Below are 15,594 nucleotides of genomic sequence, written 5' to 3' on the forward strand. Positions count from 1 at the left end.
TGGGGTGAGGGCGCTTTGCGTGGGTAGAGCCTCTGCCGAGCATGGCTCGGCACTACAGGTGCTGCGTGTTGAGCCCCTCTCCCGTTTACGGGAGAGGGGTTGGGGTGAGGGCGCTTTGCGTGGGTAGAGCCTCTGCCGAGCATGGCTCGGCACTAAGTCTCAGCGCTTTTGCCGCAGTGCGGCTGCGCTTGCCCAGCGCTCGGCGATGGTGGGGGCTGTAATGCAGACCGCTTCGTCGGTGACGGTGGTCACGGCGCGCTCGAGGAGCTGGATGTCGGCTTCGTGCTGCCGCGCTACATGCGGGTCTTCAAAGAAGATGGCGCGCTGGCACTGATGCTCCAGGACGCGATCAGCAATCTGTGCGTCACCGCCCATGGGGCCGCTCTGGAAACGATGGATCCACTCCTGCTCGCGGGGCCAGCCCTTGCTCCAGGCCATCTCGTTCAGACGCTGGCCAGTGGTGCCAGTGCCGATGCGTTGCTTGAACTGTGAGAGTAGATCGAAATGCTCGGCTGCGAAGGCCAGCATCTGCGGCTTGCGGGCATCGTGCGCGATCAGGGCCAGCGCTTGCTGAGCAAACGCATTGAGATCATCCGCGCCGGGATCATTGGCCAGACCGGCATGGATGCGCTCCATCTCAACCCAGTCGCGCGCGGTGGCAACGGTGGAGATGAAGGGTTTGCCGTGGATGACGCACTGGCGCTTGAGTGCGATGGCTTCCGGAAAAATCGACGAAGGATCAACCGGATCGATCAGGTAGATCGCGCCATCCAAGGTGCGCTCCGGCGTGCCCATGCCGACGACCTCGGCGACCAGCTTCATCAGTCCACCCTCGCGTCCGTTCGGATAGCGCTTGAGCGCAGGGTAGTCCTGCAATGCGCGGGTGTTGGCGATGGCGTCATAGGTGCGGCCGACGGCGTGCAGCTCCACGCCCAGTTCGCGCAGGCCGTTTTCGCAGGCGTCGAGCCAACGGAACAGCGCAGCATCGGCGCTTTCGTGATGAAGGCGGTTGGCGGCCAGTCCGATACGCATTGCGTGCTGTTCTCCTTGGGGGTCCCTGGAGTGTAGGACAGCTTGATTGCAGGCTGCATCCCATCCTTGTCGACGCTTCGATACTGCTGGGTTGGCGCGCCATCAAATGCGTGGTGCAGGTGGGCCAGGCAAGCGCAGCGCATCGGGGCTGTTGGCGACAAGCCCCGGATGCGCTGGGCTTACCCGGGCTACGGAGATCGGGCGGTGTTTTCGCGGTTACCCAAGGATGAGGGCGTGTAGCAGGTGATGGGTCTGCCGAGCACGGGGCGGCGCTGCATGGTCACGCTGCGGGCTTGGGGCTGCGTTTCTTGCGTGGCGCTTTGCGCTTGCCCTCGGCGGCGCCGGTGGCGCTGGCGGGGGCCAATTGATCCATCCACGTGAGCACGTCGACGTAGCCGATGAAGTGCTGCAGATACTCCGGGGAGATGTCCTGCATCAGCGCCATCGCCCGATAGGTCAGCACGCTGGAATGCAGTGGGCCGGCATCTTCGGGCAATGCGTCCAGGCACTGCCGCAACAGGCTGTCGATGCGGATGCGGCTCCATAGCTGCTGGAACTCATCCAGTGCCGGCATCAACGGCGCCTCCATGGCGTCATTCTCTGCCTCTGACGATGCGCTCGCCGACGCCGCCAAGGGCAGCTGGTACTGCAGTGGCTCGGAATTGAGTTGCAGCAGCAACGCCTGCAGCGGTCCGGGTTCGGCAGGTGCCGTGGACGCGCTGGCAATTGGCGTGGAGACAAGCTCCCGATAAGCCTCGGTCAACCGCTGCAGGCGCGCATCCAGCTGCAGGCGTGCCGTGCCGGCATAGGCCTGCGCGCGATCGGCCAATGCAGCGATCAGCTGGAAGCGCGCCGGATCACGGCGATCAGCGCCCTGCTCACGCCAGGCCTGCAGTTGCGTCAGCGCTGCCGAACTATCTGGCATCGGCCTTGCCGTCCTGCTTGGGGCGCGGAATGGGCGCGATCTCGACGCGGCGGTTCTTGGCGCGGCCGGCTTCGTCATCATTGCTGCTGACCGGTTGCTCGGCACCGAAGGCGGCGGCGAACACGGACTGCGCCGGGACGCCATCGGCAATCAGCGTGCGCGTCACGGTGAGCGCGCGCGCGGCGGACAGCTCCCAGTTGTCGGCGAAGCGGCCATTGACCACGCGCACCGGCTGATTGTCGGTGAAGCCACTGACCATCAGGATCTCTTCGCGCGTGCCCAGGTAGTCGCGCAGTGGCGCGGCCAGGCTTTGCAGCAGCTCGCGGCCCTCCGGCTGCAGCTGATCAGAGTTGAGTGCGAACAAGACGCTGCCACTGATGCCGATGCGGCCATTGATCACCGTCACGCGGCCGGCGGCCAAGGGCGCGGCCAAGGCCTGTTCCAGCGTCTTGAGTTTGGCGGTCTGCTCCTGGCGCTGCTTGACCTCCTGGTCCAGGCGGTTGTGCAGCAGCAGCTGGATACCGATCACGCTGGCCAGGATAAGAACGAAGGCGCCGAGCAGCACCGACATCAGGTCACCGAATGCCGCCCAGGTGGTGGCGGTGGATTCGGCATCGAATTCGATTTCGTCGCTCATCGCGCTCAGGCTCCGGCAGCGCTGCTGCGGGCTTCGGCCAGTTGCTGCAGTTCGCCGATGATCTGCTTCTGCGAGAGCATGCTCAGGTCCACGACTTCGCGCGCCTGCGCGACGTAGTAGGCCAGCTGTTCGTCGCTGCGGGCAAGCGACTTGTCCAGCGCGCTTTCAATCGATTGCAGGCGTGCGTTCAAGGCCTCGGTGGACTGCCCGAACTGCTGCACCGCTGCGCCGAAAGCGTCGCCCAGGCTGGCCATTTCCACCGCGCTGGCGGTGACGTTGGCAGCGGCATGGTCGAGCTTGCCGGCTTCAGTTTCGAGCTGGTTGCTGAAGCGGCTGCCGACGCGTTCCAACAAGTCGGCCGAGGTGCTGACCAGGGCATCGACGGCAGTGCGCTGTTCAGTAGAGGCGTGGTTGACCGCGCCGAGCAAGGTTTCCAGCGTGGACAGCAGGTGGCTGCGTTCTTCCAGCATGGCGGTGTCGCGCACCATGCTGTCTGACAGCTTCTGGCGCAGCTCGGCCACGACTTCGGCAGCGGCGCGCGGTGCTTCGGATGCGCTTTGAACCAGGCGCGAGATCTCGCTGATGGTGTCGCGGGCCTGTGATTGCTGTTGTTCGCTCATGGCCTGCGTGGTCTGCGCCAGGGTGTCGCAGATCTGCTGCTGACGCTGCGCGACCTGCTCGCCATTGCGCTGCCAGCTGGCGTCCAATGCGCCGACCATCGATGACAAGGTCTGCGACCACTGGCCAAGGCGCTGTTCGTCGCGTTCGGCGAAGGAATTCTGCAGCTGTGCATGCGATTGCTGCAGCGTGTCGAGCAGCGACTGTGCGTGCTGTTCAAATGCGCTTGATGCGCTCAGCAATGCCTGCTCGTTGCGCTGTGCCAGTTCGCCATGTGCGTTGTGCTGCTGGGCGAGGGCATCACGCCAGCTGTCGGCAGTACGGGTGACATTGTCTTCCAGGCGTGCGGCAACACTGTCCAGCAAGGTGCCGGAGCGCTGTTCGAAGGTGCTGGTGAACTGTGCCAAGGCCTGCTGCAGTTGTTCGGTGAGTGCGCTGTTGCTGCGCTGCTGCTCGTTCAAGGCAGTGCTCCAGCTGCTGCCGGCGGCAGCAGCTGCACTCTGCACGGCAGCGTTGATGCCATCGAGCTGCTTGTGCACGGCGCTGTCGATGCTGGCATGCAGTGCATCGGATTTGCCGGCCAAGCCGGCCATGGTGGCATCGACGACGGGTTGCAAGGCAGCGCCCACTGCATTGGCTTGCTGGCTGATGGCGGCCTGCATCGATTGCTGCAGCGATGCGGCGAGCTGCGTGTAGGCCGCTTCGGTGCGCTGGTGGAACGCCTGCTGGCTGGCCTGCAGGCGCTCGTTGTTGGTCTGGTGCTGCTGCTCAAGGCTGCCCATCATTGCCTGCAGGCGATCGACCAGGGCGGGCATCAACGCGTTCTGTTCCTGCAGCAGGCGGAAGGTTTCACCGCGCTGGAAACTCTGCGAATGCGTGCGTAGCTGGCCGGCGATGCCCACATCCAGTTCCTGCACCGCCTGCGCACGTTCGCGGCGCAGCAGGGCCGACAACAGGCCCAGCGCGGCCGAGCTGGCGACGCCGGCGATGGAGGTGCCAAAGGCGAAGCCCAGGCCCTTCACCGGTGCCGCCAGCGAGCTGCGGATGGCGTCCAGGTCGGTAGCGCTTTCCAGCGCCAGGCCGGTTCCGCGCAGGGTCGCCATCATGCCCAGCAGGGTGCCGAGCATGCCCAGCAGCACCAGCAGCCCGACCAGATAAGGGGTCAGTGCCGGCGCCGGCAGGCCAACGCGTTCACCCTGCACACGCAGGCGCACGGCGTTGCGCAGGCCCGGCTGCAGGCGGCTGAGCCAGCCGTCCAGGTTGTCGGCCGCTTCGCCAATCGCCGGCAGGGCCTGCTGCAGGGTGGTGGTGGCCTGGCGATAGCGGAACAGCTCGACCGCGCCGGCCAGGTAGCAGGCGGCGATGACGGCGGCGACCACGGCCGCCAGCGGATGGGTGCCGGCATAGCCAACGCCGATCCAGCACACGGCCAGCAGGCCAACAAGGAAGACAACGACAGCAACGAGGTTTCTGGACATGAGGTACGGATTACCGGGTGCGTAGCGCTGCAAGCAGGCCATCGATGGGGTGGAAGCGGACATCCAGTTCGGCCAGCAGCGCGGTGCGCAGGTCTTGCCGGAACGTGGCCAGCCAAGGGCCGGTGGGTGCCGCAGGGGTGTCCGATGCGGGGGCATCGGCGGGGTCGTGCGCGGCTGCATCGTGCAGCCGTTGGAAGTGCAGGCCGAGCAGGACCGGCACATGGGAAAGCAGGTTGTACTCGCGCGGGCTGAGGGTGGCTTCCATCACCGCATCAACCTCGGCCAGGCGGGCCTTGGCCGGGGATTGCCGGGCCAGCATGTCACGCAGGCGGCCGCGCAGGCGCCCGCTGGCGGCCTGCATGGCGCGCTGCTGGTTCAGGTAGTGCTGGCGGTACGGGGCAAAGGCGGCCTGCACCTCGTTTTCTGCGGGCGGGGCATTGCGCGGCGGGCTCAGGTCGATATCGCCCTGGATCACTTCCATCAGCCCGCCGCGGACACGCGCGCACTCGGCGTCCTGGGCGGCATCGAACGCCGCGCCGGGTTCCGGCTCGGGGGGCGGGTTATCCAGCGCTTTGGACAAGGTGATGGCGCGGTTCCAGTCAAACCACTGCGCCAGGCGTTCGGACACGGCCGGGGCAGCAGGAGAACCTGCTTCATCGTTGAACCGGGCCAGCAGGCGAATGAACGCCGGGCCCAGGACGGGCGCCCGTTGGGAAGCTTTCGCCATGTGTCCTGACTAAAAATTGGTCATTTTACATGGTGGGGCAAGCGCCGCCGTGCCGACGGTGTTCAGCCCCCGCGCGGGCAACAAGCGGCGGGCGGGCTGCTGTGACGTCAGTACAATTGATGAGAATGGTTGCTATTTACTATAATTGGGATATTAGCCGCTGCGACACGCAGTCAGCCAACCCCCAAATTGTTCATAGGCTTACTCCGTGTCCACTTCCCCCCGCGTTGCAGGGCGCCGTCCGGCGCTGATTTCCGTGGCCATTGCCCTGGCCCTGTCCACCCCCGCAGCATTGGCAGCCGAAACCGGCGCCGACGTGGCGCAGACGCTGGATGCCGTGCAGGTCAACGCTTACCGCACCACCACGCATGCGTCCGGCGCGACCAAGACCGATACCGCCATCGCCGAAACCGCCAAGTCGGTGTCGGTCATCGCGCGTGAGGAGATGGATGCACGCGGGGTCACCAATCTCAATGAGGCCATGCGCTACGTGGCTGGCGTGGTGCTGGAAAGCACCGGCAACGACAATCGTTACGACGACTTCCGCATCCGCGGTTTCAGCGCCGGCAGCGAGAGTGACAACGTCACCATCGACGGCCTGCGTGCGCCGCCGATCGGCACGGCATGGAACCGGACCAAGATCGACAGCTGGAACCTGGACCGCGTCGAGGTGCTGAAAGGCCCCTCCGCCGTGATGTACGGGCAGGTGGCTCCGGGCGGCATGGTCAACCAGGTCAGCAAGACCCCTACGCCGGACCAGCAGCAGGTGCTGCAGTTGGGCGTGGACGGGCATGGCACCTATAGCGCCGCCTTCGATGTGGGCGCCGGCTCGAGCGATGACCAGCACCTGTTTCGTCTGGTGGGTCGCTACAGCGATGGTGGCACCCAGATCGATACCGTCGAGCAGCAGCACTGGTTCATCGCACCCAGCTACACCTTTCAGATTGCCGACAAGACCCGGCTGACCCTGCTGGGCATGTACCAGGAGGATGACGGCGGTTCGACCTACCAGTTCCTGCCGATGGACGGCACCCTGCTGCCCACCGCGCACGGCCACATGGACAACACCACCTTCATTGGCGAGCCGGGCTGGGACACGTTTGACCGCACGGTGTGGACGGCCGGCTGGCTGTTCGAGCATGCCTTCAACGACAGCTGGACGCTGAGCCAGAGTGCGCGCCGCATGCATGTGGATTCGCTTTACCGCGGCATCGTCACCAACGGTGGCCTGGATGCCGATGGCCGCACCCAGGCCCGTCGCCAGGTGGCCGGTACCGGCGACGCCGATGGCACCACGCTTGATACCCGCCTGACCGGCAAGTTCAGCACCGGCGCCGCCGAGCACACATTGCTGTTCGGTTTCGACTGGCAGCAAGGTGACTATGACAATGCGCGGCTGATCTACGCGCCGCCGGCCAGCATCGACATCTTCGAGCCGGTGCATACCGGCCCGACCAACACCCTCAACACCGTCACCTATACCGGCGGCAAGGCGCGCCAAAGTGGTGTCTACCTGCAGGACCAGATGAGCCTGGGCAACTGGCGTCTTACCCTGGGCGGGCGCTATGACCGCACCGATGACAACACCTGGAGCCAGGCCTACAACGCCGTCACCGGCAAATACGGCGCCAGGACGCCGTCGCGGGTGAAGGACGATGCCGTGAGCCTCAATGCTGGCGTGCTGTATGTGTTCGACAACGGCTTCTCGCCCTACCTGAGCTACTCCGAATCGTTCCAGCCCTCGTCCTACGACAGCACCTACAGCTACACCGGCCAGGCATTCGACCCAGTGCGCGGCAAGCAATGGGAGGCTGGGGTGAAGTACCAGCCCGCCAGTTTCGATGGTCTGTTCACGCTGGCCGCCTACGACCTTCGGCAGAAGGACGTGGCAGTACCGGACACGGATAACGGCTCTGTCTGCGGGCCGACCGGCACCACTGCATGCCGTATCGGCGATGGCGAAACACGCGTGCGCGGCATCGAGCTGGAAGCGCGGGTGACGCCGGTGGAAGGCTTCAGCGTCATCGGCGCGGCCTCGCGCATGGACTCGGAGTACGTGCGCAGCAACAACAGCTACGAAGGCAAGGATGTGGAGATGGTGCCGGACTGGATGGGCTCGTTGTGGGGGGATTACACCTTCCAGTCGGGCGCGTTCGAGGGCTTCAGCATCGCCACCGGCCTGCGCTACAACGGTGAAACCCATGGCGTGGGTACTGCGCGCGGTGGTGCGACCTTGCCGATCCTGATCCCCTCCTATACGCAGTGGGATGCGGCAATCCGCTTCGATCTCTCGCGGGTCACGCAGGCCAATGTGCTGTTGTCGTTGAACCTCAGCAACATCGCCGACAAGCGCTTTGTCACCACCTGCACCGGCATCTCGTCGTGCTGGTACGGCAGCGGTCGCACGGTCACCGCCAACGCGCGCTGGACCTGGTGATGGCAGCGCGCCGCCCCGCGTGATGCCTGCGCGGGGCGGCGGTTCACGAGAGGGATGATTTGCCCATGACGTACTTGTTTGCCCTGCTGGCTACGCTTTGCGGCTGTGCCAGCGCCTGGCTGTTCTATATCGCTTCGCCCCAGCAGCAATGGCGCGTGGCGGGCGCATGGCCTACGCGCCATCGGCTGCTGCCGGGAGCGGCACTGGCGGCGCTGTCGCTGTTGGCGATGTGGCAATTGCTGGCGCCGCTGGAGGCGGTGTTCGCCTGGAGCATCCTGTTGATGATGGTATGGACGGTGGCGCCGTTTCTCGGCGCCTGGCGCGCACGCTCACGTGTGTCCCGCTCGGCAGCGGAGCAAGGCCGATGAGTACGCAGCGGCAGCGGCTGGAAAGCCGCCACTGGTTTGGCAAGACCATGGCCGGGGTAGTGCTCGGCTATGCCTTGTCGGTGGCATTGAGCGGCGTGCTGGCCTTGCTGACACCAGGGGGCTTTGCCGGTGAAGGCAAGATCCAGTTCAACATGTGGATGATCGCCCCGTTGTGGGCGGGCGTGCTGGGCTTCGTGTATCTGTTCCGCGACAGCCGCCGTGCGTGGTTGTGGCTAAGTCTGGCGACGGTGCTGGCCTTTGCCGTGTTGGGGTTGTTGAAGGCGTGGAAGGGCTGAACCGGCATGAAGATCTCCAGCGACATCATCAAGGTCTACAAGGACGTGCATATCTGGGTGGGCATCATCTGCGGGTTGATGTTGTTCATCGCGTTCTATGCCGGCGCGATCACCATGTTCGAGAAGCCGCTGGAACGTTGGGCGACGCCGCCTTCGGCCTTGGCCCCGCCGCCGCCATTGGAAGATGCGCAGACCTTGCTGGCGGCGGTATTGGCCGAGCATCCGCAGGCTGCCAAGCGCTACGCCATCGTCGTCACGCCTACGCCTGACCAGCCGGCGCGGGTGATCTGGGCCGAGCGCGGCAAGGGCCCACGTCAGTTCACCGAGTACGGTGCCAGCTTTGGCGCCGATGGCAGCCTGCAGACCGAGAAGTTGCGCAAGGCCAAGGCCGCGCAGCTGGTGGATCGCATGCACCAGTTTGTTGGCCTGCCGCTGCCCGATGGCGTTGCGCGCTACATCATGGGCGCGGTGGCGCTGGCGTATTCGGTGGCGCTGTTGTCGGGGCTGATCGTACTGCTGCCAACACTCACCAAGGACATGTTCGCGCTGCGCATCGGCAAGAACATCAAGCGCATGTGGCTGGATGCACACAACGCGCTGGGTTTGTTCAGCCTGCCGTTCCATCTGGTGATCGCGCTCACCAGCGTGGGCTTTGCACTGCATACACCGTTCTATGCCAGCCAGGCCAAACTGCTTTACGGCGGCCAGATCAACTGGGGCGAACACGAGGCGCCGCCCACCGGCACCACGCCGCTTCCCGCGCACGTGCTGCTGGAACGCACCCAGGCGCAGCTGCCGGGCTTCGAGGTTTACAGCTTCGGCTTCCAGCAGAATCGTGAAGGCCAGATGGAGGCCAGCGTGACCGGCCTGGACGTGCGCCACGGTGCACGCGGGCGCACGGTGATGCAGACCCATCTGGACCCCTATAGCGGCACCGTGGATACCCACGATCTGCCGGGGCGCATGGATGGATGGGGCGAGGCGGTCAACGCCTTCTTCGCACTGCACTTCGGCAGTTTCGGTGGCAATCCGGTGCGCTGGCTGTACGTGTTGATGGGCTTGGCCGGCGCGGCGTTGTTCTATACCGGCAACCTGCTGTGGATCGAGTCGCGGCGGAAGAAGCAACGTGGTGCTGAAAGCGTGCAGCAGAAGCGCTCGGCGTGGGTATTGGGTTGCCTGACCACGGGCATCAGCCTGGGCAGCGTTGCTGGCATCTCGGCCACCATCGCCGCGGCCAAGTGGTTGCCCGCACGCGTGGAGGATCTTGAGCTGTGGCACCAGGCCATTTACTACGCGGTGTTTTTCGCCTCGATTGGTTGGGCTTTTGCGCGTGGTGCGGCGCGAAGTGCAGTGGAGCTACTGTGGCTGGCTGCCTTGGTGACCGTGGCCATTCCGCTGTCCAGTCTGGCGGGGGCGTTCGGCATTGCCGGCGCCTGGAGCCACACAGGCAGCTGGCCTGTGGACCTGACCGCATTGTTGGCGGTGCCGGTGATGCTCTACGTCGCCCATCGCAGCCAGTTACGCCTGCGCCAGGGACATAAGGACAGTGTGTGGGCGCAGTCCGGCCAGCAGCCCGCGTGAGCCAGCTTCCCGGTAGTGCCGAGCCATGCTCGGCACAAATCCTGGCGGTGTGATGGCGGTTGTAGCGGCGTCAGCCGCGAAGCCGTCAATGCTGGAACAAGCGATATGTTCGCGATCTGATCGTCCAACGGCTTCGCTGTTGAAACCGCTGCTACCGTGGCGGATGGTTCACGGGTAACGCCCCTGCCGCGCATGGCGCGGCACTACCTGCCTACTTTGCGTGGCGCTTCATCAGTTCGAGCAGCAGCTCGGCTTCCTGCGCACGCTTGGCCGGGTCTTTCTCCGCGACTACGTGATCGCTCAGGTGCCCGGCCATCACTTCCATCATCAGCCCGTGCATCGCGCCCTTGGCGGCGGCGATCTGCACCAGCACGGCGTCGCAGTCGTCGCCGCTTTCCAGCGCCTGTTCCAGGGCGGCTACCTGCCCGGCGATGCGTCGCACCCGGATCAGCAGCTTTTTCTTGTCGCGTTGGATATGTGCCATGGTCGGCATCATATACCCCGTGGGGGTATAGAATCACCCCGCCCATCCCGATCATCAACGCGTAGCCCCGCATGCAACTAGACGCACTTGCCCAGTCCCGCCGTCATGGCCATGCCTTCAGCGAAGGTAACCCGATGGCAGAAAAGAACACCCGACGCGCGATGGCGCTGACCGTTGTGATGATGGTGGTGGAGATCGCCGGCGGCTGGTGGTTCAACTCGATGGCGGTGCTTGCCGATGGCTGGCATATGAGTTCGCATGCCTTGGCACTGGGCTTGGCAGCGTTCGCCTACGCCTGTGCACGACGCTATCGCGACGATGCGCGCTTTGCCTTCGGCACCTGGAAGATCGAGATACTGGCTGGTTTCACCAGCGCGATCCTGTTGCTGGGCGTGGCGGCGATCATGGCGTTCGAATCGATCGTGCGCGTATTCAAGCCCAGCCCGATCCACTATGAACAGGCAATCGCGATTGCCGTCGTCGGGCTGGCGGTGAACCTGCTGTGCGCTTGGTGGTTGCGCGATCAACATGATCACCACCATCACGGACATGATCATGGCCATCACCACGGGCACCATGACCATGCCCACGACGACCACCACCATCACCATGATCTGAACCAGCGTTCGGCCTACCTGCATGTGCTGGCTGATGCGGCGACCTCGGTATTGGCGATCATCGCCCTGCTCGGCGGTCTGTACTTCGGTGCTTCATGGCTGGACCCGGTGATGGGCATCGTCGGCGCAGTGCTGGTTTCGCTATGGGCCTGGGGCTTGATCCGGCAGACCAGTGGCGTGTTGCTGGATGCGCAGATGGACGCGCCGGTCGTGGCCGAGATCCGCGACGCGGTAGAGCAGGGCGAGGCGCCGGCGCGGATCAGTGACCTGCACGTCTGGCAGGTCGGACGTGGCCGCTATGCCTGTGCGATGGAAGTGGTGACCGAATCGCCTGTCGATCCGGAGCTGTTCCACCGCGCGTTGGCCATCCACGAAGAGATCGTGCACGTGACGGTGGAAGTGCGCAGCGCAGCATCGCTGTAGTGCCGAGCGATGCTCGGCAGGGGCTCCACCCACAACCTATCAGCGATTGTAGGAGCGGCGTCAGCGCGGAGCCGCCCGGCCATCAGATCGCGAACATATCGGTTGGTTCAGCATTGCCAGCTTTGCGGCTGACGCCGCTCCTACAACCGGTGCACCGGTAAAGCCCCTGCCGAGCATGGCTCGACACTACAGGTGCACGCACGCGGATTGCTAGATCACCCGCAGGGTGATCGCCTTCAACACCGCGCGGGTGCGATCACGGGTGTCCAGTTTGTCCAGGATTGCCGAGACATAGTTCTTCACCGTGCCTTCGGCCAGGAACAGGCTGCCGGCAATCTCGCGGTTGCTGTAGCCGCCGGCCATCAGGCGCAGCACCGCAATCTCCTTCTGGCTGAACAATTCCTTGGGCGCATCGTCGGCGTGGTAGCGATAGCGCTGGCGCACCGCATCGGTACTGACCGGTTGCAGCAGGGTCTGCCCGGCGATGGTGCGCACGATGGCGTCGTGCAGGTCTTCCGGTGCGGCATCTTTCAGCAGGAAGCCCTGTGCGCCGGCCTCGGTGGCACGCAGCAACAGGTCGCTTTCGTCAAAGGTGGTCAGGAACACGCAGGGTGTCTGGTCGCCGTTGGCGCGCAGCGTCTTCAAGGCCTGGATGCCATCCATGCCCGGCATGCGGATATCCGACAGGATCAGTTGCACCGGCTGCTGGGGCAACCGGCTGAGCAGGCTCTCGCCGCTGTCCGCCTCGAACACGATGGTTACGCCAAGCTGCTGCAACAGGGCGCGCAGGCCGGCGCGGATCAGGGCTTGGTCATCGACCAGGGCGATACGGGGGGAGGCTGTCATGCCGGCAATTCCACACGAATCTGCAGGGCACCGGAAGCAGCGCGTTGCAGTTGCAGGCTGCCGCCCTGTTCGGCCACACGCTCGCGCATGCCGGTCAGGCCATTGCCGGCACGGGGTTCGCCGCGCAGCTGGCCGTCATCTTCCATGGTCAGTAGCAGCTTGCCACCACGGCTTTGCAGCTGGACGCTAAGCACTTTGGCGTCGCTGTGACGCGCGCTGTTGGTCAGTGCTTCCTGCACGCAACGCAGCACGATCTCGGCTTTGCCGGTATCGCTGATATGCACCTCATTCGCACGCTGCAGCTGCAGCCTTGGGCGTGGCAACGGCGCCGCCAGTGCGTGCAACGCGGTATCCATGTCGAGCTGGCCGCTATCGCGCAGGCTCTGCACCACCGCACGGATATCGCCCAGCAACTCGGCCGACAACTGTTCGCACAGTGCAAGTTCGGCCGGCGCATCGGCACGCCCGGCCAGTGCCCGCAGTTGCAGGCGCAATGCAGTGAGTTTGTGACCGGCCACATCGTGCAGGTCGCGCGACAACCGCAGCCGTTCCATGTCGCGCGAGCTTTCGGCCAGCAGGGCACGGGTTGCCAGTAGATCAGCATTGACCAGCGCCAGGCGGTCGCGTGCCTGCTCGGCGCTACGCGCATAGTGCGTGGTGAGCATGGCGAAGGCCTGGAAGCCGGCGAAGATCAGCACCACCAGGGCGGGATGCTCATGCACCCCGCGCAGTACCAGATACATGGCCAGGTTGACCGCCAGCATGATCGGCAACGCCAAGCGGGGTGGCCAGCTGGTGGCCACCTGGGCTGCCAGCATCACCAGCAGGGCGGGCGCCACGCCGCTGATGGGCGCCAGCCGTATCAGGCTCAATGCAGCGACAGTTTCGATCAACAGCAAGGCGCTGCGGTGCCATGACGGACGGTCGTCGAGCGTGGCGGCCAGGAACGCCAGCAGAAAAGCCGCCGCGCAGCCCCAACGCCAGATTGCCAACGCGTCGGACCCGAAGCGCAGGGTAGCGGCCACCGCCAACCAGGTGAGCAGGCCGGCGAAGTTCAGGGGGTGCAGGAGGCCGCGCCAACGCGGTGAGCTGAGTGCTTGCATGCACGCATGCTGGTGGGGGCGGCGGGCCAGGACAAGAGGGCCAATGCAGAAAGTGACTTCCGGCAGGGTCGATCAATGACCGGCGCAACTGCCGCCACCAAGCCAGGCGCCGCAGGCTATGCACAGGCCACGGCATCCCGCCGGCGGCCACCGCAGAGAACAGCGTCATGCCCGGATACTCCCTGATTGTTGCCTTGCATGTGCTGGCCGGCGTGGTGTCGCTGATCAGCTTCTGGTCGGCGGCGCTGATGAAGAAGGGGTCGCCGCGGCATCGTGCGGTGGGCAAGGTCTACCTGGTGGCGATGGCCAGCATCGTGGTCAGCTCGGTGCCGATCACGATCCAGTTCGCCTTCTTCCGCCAGCAGCCGTTGACGGCCTTGTTCCTGGCCTACCTGATGGCGATCACCGGTAACGCCACCTGGTTGGCCTGGCGCGCGGTCACCGACAAGCGTGACTGGAAGAACCTGGTGACGCGCCCGGGGTGGCATCTGGCGTTGTGGCCGATGGTGGTGCTCGCGCTGGCGGTGGTGGCCACTGGCGTACAGCACCGGCAGGTGTTGTTCTTCGGCTTCTCGGCGATCGGGTTGTGGGCCGGCTGGCGCATGCTGAAGTTTGCACGGCGTGGCCCGGCGCGGCCGGACTGGGCCTTCCGCCAGCACTACCAGTCGATGCTGGGTGCCGGTATTGCCACCCATGTGGCTTTCCTGGGTATCGGCATGCGCCCGGTGTGGCAGTGGCTGCTCAGCCACACCACGGTGCCGGCGCTGCTGATCGAGCTGTTCCCGTGGGCGGCGCCGCTGGTGGTGGCGCTGATTGCCGCGGCCTGGTTGAACCGCAAATACGGTGGCCGACGGGTGGCCAAGGTGGCTCCGGCCAAGGCCCAGTGAGTTGCAGGCGTGGTGTTTGAGAGCCCCCGGGTGCGCTTCGCTTAGCCGGGCTACGGGGACCGGCGGCTACCTGGTGCCTGCATGAAGAAGCCGCCCTTGGGCGGCTTCTTCTTACTGCGGGGATGCGGGCTGGCTTAGACGTCGCCGCCGTCTGCCCAGCCTTCGCCGGTGCCGCGTTGGAACACGGTATCGGTGCCCTGCACCTCGCCCGCCGGCAGGTGCTCGCTTGCGGCCAGGCGTGCGTAGATCGGGGTGAAGTCCGGTTCGGTCGCCGCCATCAGCTGCTCGAAGCCGTCGATGACGAAGTAGCTCTTCTGGAAGGTGTCGATGCGGTAGCGGGTACGCATGATCCGCTCCAGGTCGAAGCCAATGCGGTTGGGTGCCGCCGATTCCAGCGAGTACAGCGATTCGCCCTTGGACGAGACGATGCCGGCACCGTAGATGCGCAGGCCCTCGGCGGTGTTGATCAGGCCGAATTCCACCGTGTACCAGTACAGGCGGGTCAGGTTCTGCAGTGCTTCCGGGCCGATGGCATGCGCCTTGACCCCGCCACGGCCATAGGCGGCCATGTAGTCGGCAAATACTGGGTTCATCAGCAGCGGCACGTGGCCGAACAGGTCGTGGAACAGGTCAGGTTCGGCGATGTAGTCGATCTGATCGGGGCGACGGATCCACCAGGTCACCGGGAAGCGGCGGTTGGCCAGGTGATCGAAGAAATCGAGCTCGGGCAACAGGCCTTCCACGCCCACCAGCGTCCAACCGGTGGCTGCGCCCAGTACTTCATTGAGCTGGTCGAAGCGCGGAATCATGTGTTCGCTCATGCCCATCTCGTCCTGCGCATCGAGGAATTCCTGGCAGGCGCGGCCGACCAGCAGTTCGCGCTGGCGCTGGTACAGCGTGCTCCAGGTGGCGTGGTCGTCGGCGCTGTAGTTGTCCCACGGCTGCTCCACCACGGCGGTGGTATAGACCGGCACGTAACCCTTGTCGGTCTGTTGGTGTTCGACGCGGCGCGGGTTGACTTCCATGACGGCAGCTCCTGAAGGGAATAGGTAACCGCATGGTAGGAAGCCTGCCGCGCAACAGGCTTGCGTAATTGCCTGCCGGATGCGTTATGACGCAATATTGTTGCGTCCAT

At 65.1% G+C, this 15,594-nt stretch carries 15 protein-coding genes; 6 read left to right on the top strand and 9 right to left on the bottom strand.

The window, feature by feature from the left end; all coding sequences use genetic code 11:
• Positions 1-159 precede the first annotated feature (159 nt).
• From RT460_RS15110 to RT460_RS15130, 5 genes are all read right to left on the bottom strand, one after another.
• Positions 160-1,032, bottom strand: coding sequence for a methylglyoxal synthase (locus RT460_RS15110; protein ID WP_313319834.1), 873 nt, complete (start codon positions 1,030-1,032; stop codon positions 160-162).
• A gap of 280 nt (positions 1,033-1,312) precedes the next feature.
• Entirely contained in the window at positions 1,313-1,957 is a 645-nt protein-coding gene (locus RT460_RS15115) for a DUF2894 domain-containing protein (protein ID WP_313319836.1), read from the bottom strand.
• The gene (locus RT460_RS15120; protein ID WP_313319838.1) at positions 1,947-2,594 is read right to left on the bottom strand and encodes an OmpA family protein; all 648 of its coding nucleotides are present in this window, start codon (positions 2,592-2,594) and stop codon (positions 1,947-1,949) included. Before RT460_RS15120 ends, RT460_RS15115 begins: the two co-directional genes overlap by 11 nt.
• A 5-nt stretch (positions 2,595-2,599) precedes the next feature.
• Positions 2,600-4,690, bottom strand: coding sequence for a DUF802 domain-containing protein (locus RT460_RS15125; protein ID WP_313319840.1), 2,091 nt, complete (start codon positions 4,688-4,690; stop codon positions 2,600-2,602).
• A gap of 10 nt (positions 4,691-4,700) precedes the next feature.
• Positions 4,701-5,417 carry a DUF3348 domain-containing protein gene (locus tag RT460_RS15130; RefSeq protein WP_313319842.1) on the bottom strand — a complete coding sequence of 239 codons (717 nt, stop codon included), beginning with the start codon at positions 5,415-5,417 and terminating at the stop codon, positions 4,701-4,703.
• A 208-nt stretch (positions 5,418-5,625) separates the two neighbouring features.
• Here RT460_RS15130 and RT460_RS15135 point away from each other — a divergent pair, with 208 nt between their 5' ends.
• From RT460_RS15135 to RT460_RS15150, 4 genes are all read left to right on the top strand, one after another.
• Complete coding sequence (locus RT460_RS15135) at positions 5,626-7,854, top strand: TonB-dependent siderophore receptor (protein WP_313319843.1); 2,229 nt, start codon at positions 5,626-5,628, stop codon at positions 7,852-7,854.
• A gap of 65 nt (positions 7,855-7,919) precedes the next feature.
• Positions 7,920-8,222, top strand: coding sequence for a hypothetical protein (locus RT460_RS15140; protein WP_313319845.1), 303 nt, complete (start codon positions 7,920-7,922; stop codon positions 8,220-8,222).
• Positions 8,219-8,518, top strand: a complete 300-nt coding sequence (locus RT460_RS15145) for a hypothetical protein (protein WP_313319847.1) — start codon at positions 8,219-8,221, stop codon at positions 8,516-8,518. Before RT460_RS15140 ends, RT460_RS15145 begins: the two co-directional genes overlap by 4 nt.
• Before the next feature lie 6 nt (positions 8,519-8,524).
• Positions 8,525-10,099, top strand: a complete 1,575-nt coding sequence (locus RT460_RS15150) for a PepSY-associated TM helix domain-containing protein (RefSeq protein WP_313319849.1) — start codon at positions 8,525-8,527, stop codon at positions 10,097-10,099.
• Between the two features lie 211 nt (positions 10,100-10,310).
• Here the strand turns inward: RT460_RS15150 and RT460_RS15155 are convergent, their stop codons facing one another.
• Positions 10,311-10,583, bottom strand: a complete 273-nt coding sequence (locus RT460_RS15155) for a metal/formaldehyde-sensitive transcriptional repressor (RefSeq protein ID WP_313319851.1) — start codon at positions 10,581-10,583, stop codon at positions 10,311-10,313.
• Between the two features lie 71 nt (positions 10,584-10,654).
• Between RT460_RS15155 and dmeF the strand changes: the two genes are divergently transcribed.
• Complete coding sequence (dmeF, locus tag RT460_RS15160) at positions 10,655-11,623, top strand: CDF family Co(II)/Ni(II) efflux transporter DmeF (protein ID WP_313319853.1); 969 nt, start codon at positions 10,655-10,657, stop codon at positions 11,621-11,623.
• A 210-nt stretch (positions 11,624-11,833) separates the two neighbouring features.
• On the opposite strand, the gene RT460_RS15165 is transcribed toward dmeF, so the two are convergent.
• On the bottom strand, positions 11,834-12,469 hold the full coding sequence (locus RT460_RS15165) for a response regulator transcription factor (protein WP_313319855.1): 636 nt from the start codon (positions 12,467-12,469) through the stop codon (positions 11,834-11,836).
• Complete coding sequence (locus tag RT460_RS15170) at positions 12,466-13,572, bottom strand: histidine kinase (protein WP_313319857.1); 1,107 nt, start codon at positions 13,570-13,572, stop codon at positions 12,466-12,468. The genes RT460_RS15165 and RT460_RS15170 overlap by 4 nt, the downstream gene beginning before the upstream one ends.
• A 167-nt stretch (positions 13,573-13,739) precedes the next feature.
• Between RT460_RS15170 and RT460_RS15175 the strand changes: the two genes are divergently transcribed.
• On the top strand, positions 13,740-14,459 hold the full coding sequence (locus RT460_RS15175) for a hypothetical protein (protein WP_313319859.1): 720 nt from the start codon (positions 13,740-13,742) through the stop codon (positions 14,457-14,459).
• 134 nt (positions 14,460-14,593) lie between these two features.
• On the opposite strand, the gene phhA is transcribed toward RT460_RS15175, so the two are convergent.
• A complete protein-coding gene (gene phhA / locus RT460_RS15180; protein ID WP_313319861.1) occupies positions 14,594-15,484 on the bottom strand; it encodes a phenylalanine 4-monooxygenase in 891 nt (296 codons plus the stop codon).
• Between the last annotated feature and the right edge of the window lie 110 nt (positions 15,485-15,594).

Source organism: Stenotrophomonas sp., assembly GCF_032061965.1.
Taxonomy (GTDB): domain Bacteria; phylum Pseudomonadota; class Gammaproteobacteria; order Xanthomonadales; family Xanthomonadaceae; genus Stenotrophomonas.